Source organism: Streptomyces sp. TLI_105, assembly GCF_900105415.1.
Classification (GTDB): Bacteria; Actinomycetota; Actinomycetes; order Streptomycetales; family Streptomycetaceae; genus Streptomyces.
The window spans coordinates 4,782,430-4,796,895 of sequence record NZ_FNSM01000001.1 but is presented as its reverse complement, the minus strand read 5'-3'; the positions used below and the strand labels follow the sequence as shown (position 1 = coordinate 4,796,895).

Sequence of the window (14,466 nt, the reverse complement as noted above, 5' to 3'; positions counted from 1 at the left end):
CGGGACCGCGGCCGATGGCGACGGTGCCGGACTGGACGAGCTCGGCGATGCCGAACGGACCGAGCATCGTGAGCAGCGCGTCGAGCTTGTCGCGGGTGCCGGTCGCCTCGATCGTGACGGCCTCGGGCGAGACGTCCACGATCCGGGCGCGGAAGAGCTTCACGAGGTCGACGACCTGCGAGCGGGTGTCGTGGCAGGCGCGGACCTTCACGAGGACCAGCTCGCGGCGGATCGCCGAGCCCGGCTCCAGTTCGACGACCTTCAGGACGTTGACCAGCTTGCCGATCTGCCGCACGACCTGGGTCAGCGGGCAGACCTCCGCGTCCACGACGATCGTGATGCGGGAGACGGCGGGGTCCTGCGTCGTGCCCTCGGAGACGGAGTCGATGGTGAAGCCCCGGCGTGCGAAGAGGGACGTGGTGCGGGCGAGGACGCCCGGCTTGTTCTCGACGAGGACCGAGAGCGTATGGGTGGACATGGTGGTTTCCCTTTCTCTCCGTCTTCTTCAGTCGTCTTCGCCGTCGCCGAAGTCGGGGCGGACGCCCCGCGCGGCCATGACCTCGTCGTTGGAGGTGCCGGCGGCCACCATCGGCCACACCTGCGCGTCCTCGTGGACGATGAAGTCGATCACGACCGGACGATCGTTGATCGCGTTGGCCTCGGCGATGACCTTGTCCAGATCCGCCGGGTCCTCACAGCGCAGGGCCACACAGCCCATCGCCTCCGAGAGCTTGACGAAGTCCGGCACGCGGGTGCCCCTGTTCGCCCGGACGTCGTCCGGACCCGAGTGCAGCACCGTGTTCGAGTAGCGCTGGTTGTAGAACAGCGTCTGCCACTGCCGCACCATGCCCAGGGCACCGTTGTTGATGATGGCGACCTTGATCGGAATGTTGTTCAGGGCACAGGTGGTGAGTTCCTGATTGGTCATCTGGAAGCAGCCGTCGCCGTCGACCGCCCACACCGTGCGGTCCGGCATGCCGGCCTTGGCGCCCATCGCGGCCGGGACCGCGTAGCCCATCGTCCCGGCGCCGCCGGAGTTCAGCCAGGTGGCCGGCTGCTCGTAGTCGATGAAGTGCGCCGCCCACATCTGGTGCTGACCCACCCCCGCCGCGAAGATCGTGCCCGCCGGGGCGAGCTGCCCGATCCGCTGGATGACCTGCTGCGGCGACAGCGAACCGTCCTCCGGCAGGTCGTAGCCCAGCGGGTAGGTCTCCCGCCAGCGGCTCAGGTCCGACCACCAGGCGGAGTAGTCGCCCCGGTGGCCCTCGCTGTGCTCGGCCTGGACGGCCTGGACCAGGTCGGCGATGACCTCCCGGGCGTCCCCGACGATCGGGACGTCGGCGGCACGGTTCTTGCCGATCTCGGCCGGGTCGATGTCCGCGTGGACGATCTTCGCGTACGGGGCGAAGCTGTCCAGCCGGCCGGTCACCCGGTCGTCGAAACGGGCGCCGAGGGCGACGATCAGGTCGGCCTTCTGCAGCGCGGTGACGGCGGTGACCGCCCCGTGCATGCCCGGCATGCCCACGTGCAGCGGATGGCTGTCCGGGAACGCGCCGAGGGCCATCAGGGTGGTGGTCACCGGGGCGCCGGTCAGCTCGGCGAGGATCTTCAGCTCGGCCGTCGCACCGGCCTTGATCACGCCGCCGCCGACGTACAGGACCGGCCGCCTGGCGGCGGTGATCAGCTTCGCGGCCTCACGGATCTGCTTGGCGTGCGGCTTGGTCACCGGCCGGTAGCCGGGCAGATCGGTCTGCGGCGGCCAGCTGAAGGTGGTCTTCGCCTGCAGCGCGTCCTTGGCGATGTCCACCAGCACCGGGCCCGGCCGGCCGGTGGAGGCGATGTGGAAGGCCTCCGCGATCGTCCGCGGGATGTCCTCGGCCCTGGTCACCAGGAAGTTGTGCTTCGTGATCGGCATCGTGATGCCGCAGATGTCCGCCTCCTGGAAGGCGTCCGTACCGATCGCCTTCGAGGCCACCTGGCCGGTGATCGCCACCAGCGGGACCGAGTCCATGTGCGCGTCGGCGATCGGCGTCACCAGATTCGTCGCTCCCGGACCCGAGGTCGCCATGCAGACGCCGACCTTGCCGGTGGCCTGCGCGTAACCGGTGGCCGCGTGCCCGGCGCCCTGCTCGTGCCGGACCAGGATGTGACGCACCCGCTGCGAGTCCATCATCGGGTCGTAGGCGGGCAGGATCGCGCCGCCCGGGATGCCGAAGACGGTGTCGGCGCCCACTTCCTCGAGAGAGCGGATCAGGGACTGCGCACCCGTGACGTGCTCGACGGCGGTGTCGAACCGTCCTTCCGGCCGGGGCGGAGCGGTGGCGGGCAAGCGGTCGGTCCCCGCGCTGTGTTGCACGGCGTTCGTCATGTGAATCCCCACTGCCGTTGGGTGAGTTTGCTGGCATGTCGACGGAAGGCGTCTCATCCCCAGGTCAGGAACCGTTTGGGCTGCTCAAGGAGCCCGGCCACGTCGGCGAGGACCTTGGAGCCCAGCTCGCCGTCGACCAGCCGGTGGTCGAAGGAGAGGGCGAGAGTGGTGACCTGACGGGGCTTCATCTTTCCCTTGTGCACCCAGGGCCGGCGCCTGATGGCGCCGACGGCGAGGATCGCCGCCTCCCCGGGGTTGAGGATCGGTGTGCCGGTGTCGACGCCGAAGACGCCGACGTTGGTGATGGTCACGGTGCCGTCCGCCATGGCCGAGGGCGGGGTCTTGCCCTCCTTGGCCGCCGCCACGAGCTCACCGAGGTCGCCGGCGAGGCGGGGAAGCGTCTTGATGTGGGCGTCCTTGATGTTCGGCACGATGAGGCCGCGCGGGGTGGCCGCGGCGATGCCCAGGTTCACGTCGTGGCGGATGACGATCTCCTGGTTCATCTCGTCCCAGGACGCGTTGATCTCGGGATTGCGCTTGATCGCGACGAGCAGCGCCTTCGCGACGAGGAGGAGCGGGGTGACGCGGAGGCCGGCCATGTCGGGGTCGGACCTCAGCTCCTCGACGAGCTTCATCGTGCGCGTCACGTCGACCGTCACGAACTCGGTGACGTGCGGGGCGGAGAAGGCACTCGCCACCATGGCCCGGGCCGTGGCCCTCCGTACGCCCTTCACGGGGATACGGGTCACCCGGGCGCCGCCGGAAGCCTCCGCGACCGGGGCCGCCGCCGGGTCCGGGGCCGGCGTCCGCTCCGGGACGGTGAACCGCTGCTCGGGCTCCGGCTGCGGGGCCGGGGCCGCCGCGCGGTGGACGTCCTCCCGGCTGATGATCCCGTCGAGGCCGGTGGGGGTCACCGTCGCCAGGTCCACGCCGAGGTCCTTGGCCAGCTTGCGCACCGGCGGCTTGGCCAGCGGCCGTGCCGGCGCGGCGGCCGGTTCCGCCCCCACCGGCTCCACCACCGCCGGCTCCACCGACGCCACCACCGGCGGCTCCGGTGCGGGAGCCGTCGTCGGCCGCGGCTCCCGTTCCGGTACGGCGGTGACGGCCGCCCCCTGCTTGCGCGGCCGGCGGCGGGTCGGGCCCTCGGAGACGCCGTAGCCCACCAGGACCGGCTCCCGGGCGGGAGCGGAAGGGGCCGCGGGAGCCGCGGCGGCCACCGGGGCCGCGGCGGCCGTCGCCACGGAGATGATCGGCCTGCCGACGTCGACGGTGGCGCCCTCCGGGTGGTGCAGCTCGTGGACCACCCCGTCGTACGGGATCGGCAGCTCGACGGCGGCCTTCGCGGTCTCGACCTCGCACACCACCTGGCCGTCGGTGACGGTGTCGCCGGGCTTGACGTACCAGGTGAGGATCTCGGCCTCGGTGAGCCCCTCGCCCACGTCGGGCATCGTGAACTCGCGGACGTGCTGTTCGGTCACGGGTGCTCTCTCCTCAGTACGCCAGCGAGCGGTCGACGGCGTCGAGCACGCGGTCCAGGCCGGGCAGGTACTCGTCCTCCAGGCGCGCCGGCGGGTACGGCGCGTGGTAGCCGCCGACCCGGAGCACCGGGGCCTCCAGGTGGTGGAAGCAGCGCTCGGTGATCCGGGCGGCGATCTCCGCGCCGGAGCCGAAGAAGACGGGAGCCTCGTGGACGACGACGAGCCGGCCGGTCTTCTCGACCGACGCCTGGATGGTGTCGAAGTCGATCGGGGAGACCGACCGCAGGTCGACCACCTCCAGGCTGTGGCCCTCGCGCTCCGCCTCGGCGGCGCTGTCCAGGCAGGTCTTCACCGTCGGCCCGTACGCGAGGAGCGTGGCGTCCCGGCCCTCGCGGACCACGTGGGCGCGGTGCGGGTCGCCGGGGGCGGTCTCCGTGTCGACCTCGCCCTTCTCGTAGTAGCGACGCTTGGGCTCGAAGAAGATGACCGGGTCGTCGGACGCGATCGCCTGCCGCAGCATCCAGTACGCGTCGGAGGCGTTCGACGGGGACACGATCCGGAGGCCGGCGACGTGCGCGAAGAGGGCCTCGGGGGACTCCGAGTGGTGCTCGACCGCGCCGATGCCGCCGCCGTACGGGATCCGGATGACGACGGGCAGCTTGATCCGGCCCAGCGAGCGGGCGTGCATCTTCGCGAGCTGGGTGACGATCTGGTCGTACCCGGGGAAGACGAAGCCGTCGAACTGGATCTCCACCACCGGCCGGTAGCCGCGCAGGGCCAGGCCGATGGCGGTGCCGACGATGCCGGACTCGGCGAGCGGGGTGTCCATCACCCGGCTCTCGCCGAAGTCCTTCTGCAGGCCGTCGGTGATCCGGAAGACGCCGCCGAGCCGGCCGACGTCCTCGCCCATGACCAGGACCTTGGGATCCTGCTCCATGGCGGCGCGCAGCGCCTCGTTGACGGCCCGGCCCAGGGGCAGCGTCCGCGTCGCGGGGCGCACCCCGTCCGTCGCGGGCGCGACCGTGAGGGTCGTCATCTCAGTTCCCTCCTGTGGCGGCGAAGGACGCCTCGTAGCGGCGGAACGCGGCGCGCTCCTCGTCGACCAGTGCGTGCGGGGCCGCGTAGACGTGCTCGAAGATCGCCTCGGTGTCGGGGGCGGGCATGGAGCGGACCTGCTCGCGAAGGCCCTGCGCCAGCTCGCCGGCCTCCTGGTCGACGGCGTCGAAGTACGTCTCGTCGGCGGCGCCGAGATCGAGCAGATGGGCCTTGAGACGGGCGATCGGGTCCCGGCCCGCCCACATCTCCACCTCGGCGGAGTCCCGGTACTTGGTGGGATCGTCGGAGGTGGTGTGGGCGCCCATGCGGTAGGTGAAGGCCTCGACGAGCATCGGGCCCTCGCCGCGGCGGGCCCGCTCCAGGGCCGCCCTGGTCACGGCCAGGCAGGCGAGGACGTCGTTGCCGTCGACGCGGACGCCGGGGAAGCCGAAGCCGCCGGCGCGCCGGTGGATCGGGACGCGGGTCTGGCGCTCGGTGGGCTCGGAGATCGCCCACTGGTTGTTCTGGCAGAAGAACACCACCGGCGCGTTGTAGACGGCGGCGAAGTTGAACGCTTCGCTGACGTCGCCCTGGCTGGTGGCGCCGTCGCCGAAGTAGGCGATCACGGCGGTCTCGTCACCGTCCTTGGCGACGCCCATCGCGTAGCCGGTGGCGTGCAGCGTCTGCGAGCCGATGACCAGGGTGTAGAGGTGGAAGCCGCGCTCGGTGGGGTCCCAGCCGCCGTTGTTGACGCCCCGGAACATGGCGAGCAGGTTCACCGGGTCCACTTCCCGGCAGAGCGCGACGGCGTGGTCGCGGTAGCTGGGGAAGACGTGGTCGCCGGCGCCGAGGGCGCGGGCGGAGCCGACCTGGGCGGCCTCCTGGCCGAGCAGCGAGGGCCACAGGCCGAGCTCGCCCTGGCGCTGGAGGGTGACGCCCTCGCCGTCGACCCGGCGGGCGAGGACCATGTCACGGTAGAGGCCGCGCAGTTCCTCGTGGCTGAGGTCGATGTCGTAGTCGGGGTGCCGGACGCGCCGGCCCTCGGGGGTGAGCAGCTGGACGGCGTCGGTGCTCACAGCTCCTTCCTCCCGTCGAACCCGACGGACACGGGAGCGGTCGCGGCGGACACGGGAGCGGTCGGGGCGGCAGCGTGCTCGATCTCGGCGGTCTGTCCGGTCGCGGCGGCGGCCCGCGACGCGGCGACCTTCGCGGCGGCCGCGGCCTTGGCGGCCTTCGCCGCCTCGGCGGCCTCCCGGTCCTTGCGGGAGCGCGACCAGCGGCGGGTGAGCGGGACCTCCACCCAGGAGTACAGCGCCCAGGCGAGGAGGACGGAGACGCCGAGCTCGCCGAGGAGGATGCCCAGGGCGGTGGGGGTGTCGTAGAGCTGGTCGCCGAGGAGGTGGCGGGTGTACTCCAGGACCGTGAAGTGGACCAGGTAGAAGGCGAAGGAGATCTCGCCGAGCCAGACCATCGTCCGGTTGCGGAAGAGCGTGAACCGGTCCTCGTTGTCGGCGATGGCGCCGGCGGCGATCAGCAGGGCGGCCGGGATGACGCAGACCAGGCGGATGCCCCAGAGCCACGGCACGTACAGGCCGACGACGTAGGTGACGGCGAGCAGCAGGCCCGACCAGGCCATGCCGATGTTGCGCCAGCGGCCGAGGACGACGGCGCGGCCGACGAGCATGCCGAGCGCGAAGTCGAGGAGCCGGCCGGCCGGCAGGACGTAGGCGAACCAGAAGTAGTTGGCGGACTGGCCGGGCTCGTTGGGGACGACCGCGGTACCGACGGGGATGATCGCGTACGTGACCAGCGGGGTCGCGGCGATGGCGGCGATGACGCCGCCGATCCAGTACTTGAGCCGGTGCGCGGGGATCTTCTTGAGGACCAGGAACAGGGCCGGGAAGGCGGCGTAGAAGAACGCCTCGGCCGAGAGGGACCAACTCACGTTGTTGACGGCGAAGTTGGTGGGCACGTCCGGCACCCAGGACTGCAGCATGAAGAGGCTGAGGACGCCCTGCGTCGGGGTGGTGGGGGCGCCGTCGACACCGTTGACGAGAACCAGGGCGAGGATCCACCCCACGAGGTACGGCGGGACGATCTTGGCGAAGCGGCGGCGCCAGAACGCCTTGGCGGTGTCGCCCTCGCGGGCGGACCAGATCAGGATGAAGCCGCTCAGCATGAACCAGAACGGCATGGTGAGGCCCGCGACCATGCTGAGGGAGTGGTAGATCCCGCGCTCCACGCCGGAGTCGGCGAAGATCCGGATGCTGGCGAAGGGCAGGACCGCGTGGAAGGTGAACACCAGCAGTGCGGCCGGGAAGCGCAGACCGGTCAGCGTGGGCAGCCGGCTCACGCGGGGCGCTGCCGCCTCCGCGGGACGTGCGCCGCCGGCCGGGGTGCCGCCGGGGACGCCCTTTCCGGTACCGGGGGACGCGGCGGTGTCCGCTCTTGTGAGGCTCTCGATGCTCACGGAACTCTCTCTCCTTGGATGGATGCGCATGGGAGGGGGTGCTGGTGAGGGGTGCGGGGCCGTGCTGGAGGTGGGGAGGAGGGGGTGCGGAGGAGGGCGGTGCCTCAGATGTCGAGGACCAGGCGCTTCGAGGCGCATCGCGAGACGCAGATCATCATCACGTCGCCGGCCTCCTGCTCCGCCGGGCTGAGCAGGGAGTCCCGGTGGTCCGGGACTCCGTCGAGGACACCGGTCTCACAGGTGCCGCAGACGCCCTCGCGGCAGGAGGCGTCCACGTAGATCCCGGCGTCGTCGAGGACGTCGACGATCGACTCGTCGGGGCCGACGGTGACGGTCTGCCCGGAGCGGACGCACTCGACCTCGAAGGAGCTCTCGCCGCCCTCGGGGGCCGGGACGGCGACGCCGGCGAAGCGCTCGACGTGCAGCCGGTCGGCGATCCCGAGCTCCGCGCAGACCTCCAGGGCGCCGTCCATCAGGGCCTGCGGGCCGCAGCAGTAGACGTGGGCGCCCTCGGGGAGCTGCCCGAGGACCTGTCGGAGGTCCATGCGGCCGCGCTCGTCCTTGGGGTGCAGCTCCACGGTGCCGCTGTGTGCGGCGAGGGCGGTGAGCTCCTCGCCGAAGGCCATCGTGGAGCGGGACCGGCCGGCGTACCAGAGCTGCCAGGGCTTGCCGCGCACTCCGGCCTCGCGGGCCTGGGTGAGCAGCGGGGTGACGCCGATGCCGCCGGCGACGAACACGTACGCGTCGGCGTCGGCGAGCGCGAAGTGGTTGCGGGGGCCGCGCACGGTGACGGTCGCGCCGGGCCGCAGCTCCTCGTGGACGAAGGAGGAACCGCCGCGCGACTCGGGGGACCTGAGGACCGCGATGCGGTAGTACGTGGTGTCCGCGGGGTCACCGCAGAGGCTGTACTGCCGGATCTGGTCACCCGCGTGCAGGTCGATGTGCGCGCCCGGCGCCCAGTCCGGGAGCGGTTTGCCGTCGGGGCTCACCAGTTCGACGGACAGGACGTCGTCGGCCTCCCACGTCATCCGGCGTACCAGCAGGTCGAACGGGTTCTCCTCGGTGGTGCTCATGGCTCGTCCTCCTTACCGGCGTCGGGGGCCGGGGATCGGTGGGGGCAAGGGGTACGGGCCCCCTGCGGGAGGGGGCCCGGATCGCTCGGCGCTACGCCGCGGCCTCGACGACCTCGATGACCTCGGCGGTCTCGGTGGTCTCGATGGTCTCCGCGGCACGGCCGGCGCGGTCGGCCTCCCTGCCGAACCGGATGGAGTTGGCGAAGCTCACGTCGTGGCTCTTGACGTCGATGACCACGCGGTCGCCGTCGGCGATGCGGAAGCCGTCGTGGAAGCTGGCCTCGTCGGCGCCGAGGAGGACGTAGTTGACCATCCCGGGGCGGCGGATCGCCGGGTAGGTGAAGAGGTTGTCCATCATGTCCCGGACCTTGAAGTAGAGGGCGCTCTCGCCGCAGTCGAAGTCGCCCTCCCAGGCGGACACGCCGTCGCGCTCGATGGTGACGCGGCCGGTGACGGTGGTCGGCGGGGGGCCGAGGAAGACGAAGGGCGAGAGGGAGGTGTCGCTGAGCTTGCAGTACGGGTTCCAGCCCGGGTTCAGCCGGTGCAGGCCGATGTCGCACAGGTCGTTGCCGAAGGTGTAGCCGACGTAGTGCGGGTCGCCGTTGTCGTCGTTGACGTACACAAGGGCGACCTCGGGCTCCTCGATCAGCGCGACGGCCTTCTCCGGGACGACGAGGGCCTCCTCGGGCATCCGGATCCAGGAGCCGAAGCCCTTGAAGAACCAGTTGGGCGCGACGAACTCGGTCTCGTCGGTGGGCTCGTCCTCGTACTTGGACTTGTGGGTGCGCATGAAGCCGCTCAGCAGCGCGTTCCCGGAGCCGGGGAGCAGCGGCGGCAGGAAGCGCAGCTCGGGGTCGTCGGTGGCGACGATGATCTGCCCGCCCTCGCCGGTGACGGAGGCGATGACGGCCTCGGGCGACGAGGCGGCGATGAACTCCGCCTGGAGCCGGCCGTCGGCGACCGGGAAGAGCGTCAGCGGGTCACCGGCGGCCGGCTTCTCGAACCCCGCGTACCGCTCGCCCTTGTACTCGGCTTCGAACAGGATGGAGATGGACATGTCGGTCGGCCCTCCTAGGCCGGGGCGGCGGCAGGGCCGCCGGGGAAGGGTTCCGGACGCCGGCTGGGGGGCCGGCATCCGGAAGCTGGAAGGGGAGTCAGACGGGGCTGGGCACGGCGGCGCCCGCCGTGAGGTCCGCGAGGACCTCCTCGACCCGGTCGAGGGAGGCGCGGATCCAGTCGAGCGCGAGCGGGTCCTCGGCGTGCAGGGCCGCCTGGCAGCGCTCCTCGGTGTCGCCGTACAGGCGGCTGGTGGCCACCCGCAGTCGCAGCGACTCCTCCGTCTCGCCGAAGGCGCTCGCGGGCAGCAGCCCCACGCCGTACCGCTCGACGAGCAGGGCGGCGAGGTCGGCTCCGGTGCGCACCCCGTGGGCCTCGGCCAGGTGGGCGCGGAGCGGCTCGAAGTCCGGGTACAGGTAGCAGGTCGCCACGACCGGCTCCAGGACCGCGCCGGCGGCGGCGAACCGCTCGGCCATCGCGCGGGTCACCGTCTCGTGGAGGCGGCGGCTCGCGGCGATGTGCTCCACGATCTCGTCGGGCTCGGCGAAGGCGTACGCGGCGGCGGCCTGCACGGGGGCGGCGGGGCTGGACCAGATCTGGCTGGCCACGCCCACCAGCCGCTCCCGCAGCCGCTGCCCGGTCTCGCCGGCCGGCAGCCGGGCCACGCCGGTCCGCCAGCCGCCGATCGCGAGGTTCTTGGTGAGGCCGGTGGTGACGACGGTCCGCTCGGGGGCGAAGACCGCCGGGGAGACGGCGGGCGTCGCCACCGGGTCGTACACGAGGTCGCAGTAGATCTCGTCGGAGATGACGACGAGGTCCAGCTCCCGGGCCGCCTCCGCGAGCCGCCGTACGGTCTCGGGGGCGGCGATCGTCCCGGTCGGGTTGTCCGGCAGGGTGACGATGACGGAGCGCGGGTCGTGGCCGGCGGCGCGGGCGGCGGTGACCGTCTCGCGCAGCCGGTCGGGGTCGGGCACCCCGCCCTGGCCCGGCAGGGTCGGGACGGGGAAGTGGCGGACGCCGATGAGACCGGCCTGCGCCGCGTAACTGACCCAGCTGGGCGTGGGGATGACGACGTCGCCGCCGACCGCCAGGAGCAGGCCGAAGAGCATCGGCTTGCTCCCGGGGCCGCACACGACCTGGTCCGCGGTGGTGGCGATGCCGCGCCGGTCCCAGTAGCCGGCGGCGGCCTCGCGGAGTTCGGGGCTGCCGGCGACGGGGCCGTACGAGCCGAGCTCCGCGGCCTCGGCGAGCCGGGCCCGCAGACCGGGGTGGACCGGCAGGCCGATCTCGCCGCTCGCCATGGAGAGGACGGACTCGCCGGCCGCGCGGCGGCGGGCGATGGCCTCGTCGGCGGCGAGCGTCGCCGACATGGTGACCTGGTTGGCTTCGGGCACGGTGCTCACGCCTCGCCGTACAGTTCGCGGAGGACCTTCTTCCGGACCTTGCCGGTGAGGGTCTTGGGCAGGGCGTCGATGATCTCCAGGCGGTCCGGCAGGAACCGCTCGTCGAGCTCCGTCTCCCGGAGGTAGGCGCGCAGCTCCTCCAGCGTCAGGTGCTCGTCGCCGGAGGGGACGACGACCGCCAGGATCGGGTCCTCGACCCGGCCCGCGGGGCCGAGGAGGGTGGTCTCGACGACCTTCGGGTGCCGGTTGATCGTCGACTCGATCTCGGCCAGCGGCACGACCATGCCGTCGCGCTTGATGGCGTCGCTCGCCCGGCACAGGATGCGGATGCCGCCGCGGCCGTCGTCGCGGGCCACGTCACCGGTGTCGAACCAGCCGTCGTCCATGATCAGCGCGTCGTACTCCGCGTCCCGCCTGTAGTAGCCGAGCGCCTGGGACGCGCCGCGCACCCGGAGCCGGCCGACGGGGGCCCGCTCGGTCGGGTTGATGCACTTGTCGATCCGGATCTCCATCGAGTCGATCGGCCGGCCGTTGCTGTGCGCCGCCCAGTCCTGGTTGTAGTCCAGCTTGGTGATGGTGACCGGGCCGTTCTCGGACATGCCCCACAGCGAGTACGTGCGGGCGCCGAGCATCTCGCGGAGGTCGTCCACCAGCGGCTGGAGGACCTGCGCCGAGCCGGTGACGACGTGCCGCAGGGTGTGCACGTCGCGCGGCTCGTCCCGCTGCGACTGGGCGATGTCGAAGAGCGTCGGCGGGGGACCGTACAGCAGGGTCGCCCCGTACTTCTGCACGAGGTCGAGCAGCGCGTCGTTCCTCCGGCGGTCCTGGAAGGCGATCGTGCCGCCGAGCATGACGCTGGCGAGGATGCCCTGGCCGAAGCCGGAGTAGTGGACCAGCGGGGTGGTCACGGCGGCGACCAGGTGCTCGTCGAGGAGGAAGGTGTCGACGTAGCCGCGGATGGCCGAGTGGACCGTGTTCTGGCTGTGCAGCACGCCCTTCGACTCGCCGGTGGTGCCGGAGGTGAAGAGCACCACGAACGGCTCGTCGGGGCCGCGCTCGCGCCCGGAGAGGTCGCTGTGCACGTCCTCCCAGAGGGTGTCGATGAAGTGGCGGCGGAAATCGAGGCACCCCTCGGGGGTGGTGCCGTCGACGATCACCACGTGCTCCAGGCTGGGGAGTTCCTGCCGCAGCCGGTTCGCCGTCTCGCCGACCGGGTTGCCCTCCCAGTCCGACATCGTCACGATCACGCGGGCCTCGGTGAGGCCGAGCCGGTGGCGCAGCGGCTCCTCCGGCGTGGTCGGGTCGATCGGGCAGATGACGGCGCCGACGCGCAGGCACGCGTACAGCAGCGGCACCATCTCCCACCGGTTGGGGAGCTGGACGGCGACGAAGTCGCCCGGCTTGACGCCCAGTTCGACCAGACCGCCGGCGAACCGGTCGGTGAGCTGCCTCAGCTCGATGTAGTCGAGGGTGTCGGTGCGGGCCTCCTTGATGCGGCGGGCGGCCACGGCCAGCTTGTGGGGGCGCAGCCGGGCCTGGCGGCGCAGGTCGTCGAGGAAGGTCTCCTTGCGCCACCAGCCGCGCTGGTAGTAGAGCGCCTCGCGGGCCTCGCGGCCGTCCGGCATGGGGCTGGTGATCTCGACGACGGGCATCGTCTCGCGGGTGAGGACGACTCCGTCCACGATCCGCGGCGCCGGTTCGACCGGCGCCTCCTCGACCTCGGTGGTCACGAGCGGTCCTTCCGGCGGGCGGTGAGCAGGGTCGGCAGGGGGTCGCCGGCGTGCGCCGCGGCGATCTCCAGGAGGTCCCGGGTGTTGCGGCGCACACGGTCGCCGACCCAGTCGAAGACCCACGCCTTGCGGGCGTCCGCCGACAGGTCGAAGGGGACGACGCGGGTGACGGCCAGGGCGGCCGAGGCGGCCCCGCCGATGTTGGCGATCACGCCGGGGACGAGGACGGTGCCGGAGGCCCGCACCTTCTCCTTGGCCTCGTCGCTGGAGCTGAGGTTGCCGCCCTCGACCACCAGGCCGGCCCGTACGCGGTGCGCGTTCTCGGCGTTGATCGCGTGCTTCTGCGCCGCGAGGATCAGCAGGTCGGCCTCCACGTCGAGCCAGGCGTCCTGCTCGTTGGAGACGGTGACGCCCTGCGGCAGCCGGGAGCGGTCGATCCTCCCGAACTCGTCGGTGATCGCGACGAGGTCGGCGACCGGCAGCCGGTCCGCGCTGATGGTGCCCTGGACGTCGGCCACGCCGACGACGGTGTGTCCGCGCTCCTCCAGGAAGTGCGCGACCGCACGGCCCACGGCGCCGAATCCCTGCACCACGACCCGGGCCGGGCCCTTGCGGCCGCTCGCCTCCAGGGCGGTGATCGCGGCGACGCCGACGCCGTGCCCGGTGCAGTCGATCAGCGGCTCGTAGTAGGTGCGCCAGTCGATCGGCATGTCCGGGGCGCCGAGCCGGTAGCGCGGGTCGTACCCGGCCTCCTCGAAGAAGACGGCGCGGTCGGGGGGCGTGACGCCCATGTCGATGCCGAGGTGGATGCCGCCGTGCAGCAGCGGCTTGACGGTGCGGCCGAAGGTGCGGAAGGTCTCCTCGCGGTCGCTGCCGTCGTCGACGATGCCCGCCTTGGCGCCGCCGATGGGCAGGCCGGCGAGGGTGAACTTGTGCGTCATGTCGCGGGCGAGGCCGGCCACCTCCTCCTGGGTGACACCGGGGGTCATCCGGGTGCCGCCCATGGCCAGACCGTCGTAGAGCGAGTCGACGACGACCCAGCCCTTGAGGGATCCCTGGCTGCCGTTCAGCGAGACGACGAAAGCCGGATCCTGGGGATCGTCCGTGATGGGATTGCCGTTCGGGGAACTCATGGCCAAAAACCTCATAATCGGTTCGATGGGGCTTCTGTCTGGACTGAAGCGATGGGGGAACGTGCCGCGGGGCCGCTGGCGGGGGATGTCGAACGGCCCCGCGGCACGGGTCTCGGGGGCGGTGATCAGCCGGTCGTACCGGTCACTGGTACGTCTCGGCGAAACCCCGCAGGATCTCCATCCCGTCGCTGCGGAACTCGAGGTGGGCCTGCGCGCCGAAGATGCGTCCGTCGTCGGAGCGGAGGAACTCGACCGGGGCGTGCTCCGAGCGGCCGATGGCCCGGAAGCCGGCCGGCGCCGCCTGCAGGTAGAGGGTGTGGCGGTGGAAGACCGTCACGGTCGGCTTGACGTAGGAGAAGATCGGCTCCTCCTTGTCGACCTGCACCTCGTAGCCGCCGACGCGCTGGGTGCCCTCCTTGAGCTCCCCGCCGTTGGCGACCGCGATGATCTGCATGCCGCCGCAGATCCCGAAGACCGGCACCTTGGCGCCCATCACCAGATCGATCAGCGGCTTGTAGTAGTCGCCGTCGAAGGCGCGGACCTTGGTGCCGCTCAGGGCGATCGCCTGGTACTTGGGGTCCAGGCGGGCGGGGACCGAGGCGGCGCTCACCACGTCGGTCTCGGAACCCAGGTCCTCGAAGCGCTTGCGCAGCTGCGGCAGGGAGAGCGTTCCGTTGTTGACTACGAGAACCCGGGAAGTCGCCACGAGTTCTGCTCCTC

At 71.9% G+C, this 14,466-nt stretch carries 11 protein-coding genes and 1 pseudogene; all 12 read right to left on the bottom strand.

What is annotated here, in order from left to right:
• Positions 1–4: 4 nt before the first annotated feature.
• A pseudogene (gene ilvN, locus BLW86_RS22015) lies at positions 5–478 on the bottom strand (acetolactate synthase small subunit); the annotation flags it as partial.
• A gap of 27 nt (positions 479–505) precedes the next feature.
• Entirely contained in the window at positions 506–2,368 is a 1,863-nt protein-coding gene (locus BLW86_RS22010) for an acetolactate synthase large subunit (RefSeq protein WP_371129558.1), read from the bottom strand.
• Between the two features lie 53 nt (positions 2,369–2,421).
• On the bottom strand, positions 2,422–3,816 hold the full coding sequence (locus tag BLW86_RS22005; protein WP_093878796.1) for a dihydrolipoamide acetyltransferase family protein: 1,395 nt from the start codon (positions 3,814–3,816) through the stop codon (positions 2,422–2,424).
• A gap of 43 nt (positions 3,817–3,859) precedes the next feature.
• Entirely contained in the window at positions 3,860–4,882 is a 1,023-nt protein-coding gene (locus BLW86_RS22000; protein WP_093875626.1) for an alpha-ketoacid dehydrogenase subunit beta, read from the bottom strand.
• 1 nt (position 4,883) lies between these two features.
• The gene (gene pdhA, locus BLW86_RS21995; protein ID WP_256341387.1) at positions 4,884–5,957 is read right to left on the bottom strand and encodes a pyruvate dehydrogenase (acetyl-transferring) E1 component subunit alpha; all 1,074 of its coding nucleotides are present in this window, start codon (positions 5,955–5,957) and stop codon (positions 4,884–4,886) included.
• On the bottom strand, positions 5,954–7,351 hold the full coding sequence (locus BLW86_RS21990; protein ID WP_256341386.1) for an acyltransferase family protein: 1,398 nt from the start codon (positions 7,349–7,351) through the stop codon (positions 5,954–5,956). Before BLW86_RS21990 ends, pdhA begins: the two co-directional genes overlap by 4 nt.
• A gap of 104 nt (positions 7,352–7,455) precedes the next feature.
• Positions 7,456–8,424 carry a PDR/VanB family oxidoreductase gene (locus BLW86_RS21985; protein WP_093875625.1) on the bottom strand — a complete coding sequence of 323 codons (969 nt, stop codon included), beginning with the start codon at positions 8,422–8,424 and terminating at the stop codon, positions 7,456–7,458.
• Positions 8,425–8,515: 91 nt separating this feature from the next.
• A complete protein-coding gene (locus tag BLW86_RS21980; RefSeq protein ID WP_177181720.1) occupies positions 8,516–9,481 on the bottom strand; it encodes a fumarylacetoacetate (FAA) hydrolase in 966 nt (321 codons plus the stop codon).
• Between the two features lie 97 nt (positions 9,482–9,578).
• On the bottom strand, positions 9,579–10,874 hold the full coding sequence (locus BLW86_RS21975; protein ID WP_256341385.1) for a pyridoxal phosphate-dependent aminotransferase: 1,296 nt from the start codon (positions 10,872–10,874) through the stop codon (positions 9,579–9,581).
• A 5-nt stretch (positions 10,875–10,879) separates the two neighbouring features.
• Positions 10,880–12,613: an AMP-binding protein gene (locus BLW86_RS21970; protein ID WP_371129556.1), complete on the bottom strand. Its 1,734-nt coding sequence runs from the start codon at positions 12,611–12,613 to the stop codon at positions 10,880–10,882.
• The gene (locus tag BLW86_RS21965; protein ID WP_093875624.1) at positions 12,610–13,746 is read right to left on the bottom strand and encodes a Glu/Leu/Phe/Val dehydrogenase dimerization domain-containing protein; all 1,137 of its coding nucleotides are present in this window, start codon (positions 13,744–13,746) and stop codon (positions 12,610–12,612) included. Before BLW86_RS21965 ends, BLW86_RS21970 begins: the two co-directional genes overlap by 4 nt.
• 142 nt (positions 13,747–13,888) lie before the next feature.
• Positions 13,889–14,452, bottom strand: a complete 564-nt coding sequence (locus BLW86_RS21960) for a glutamine amidotransferase-related protein (RefSeq protein WP_093875623.1) — start codon at positions 14,450–14,452, stop codon at positions 13,889–13,891.
• Between the last annotated feature and the right edge of the window lie 14 nt (positions 14,453–14,466).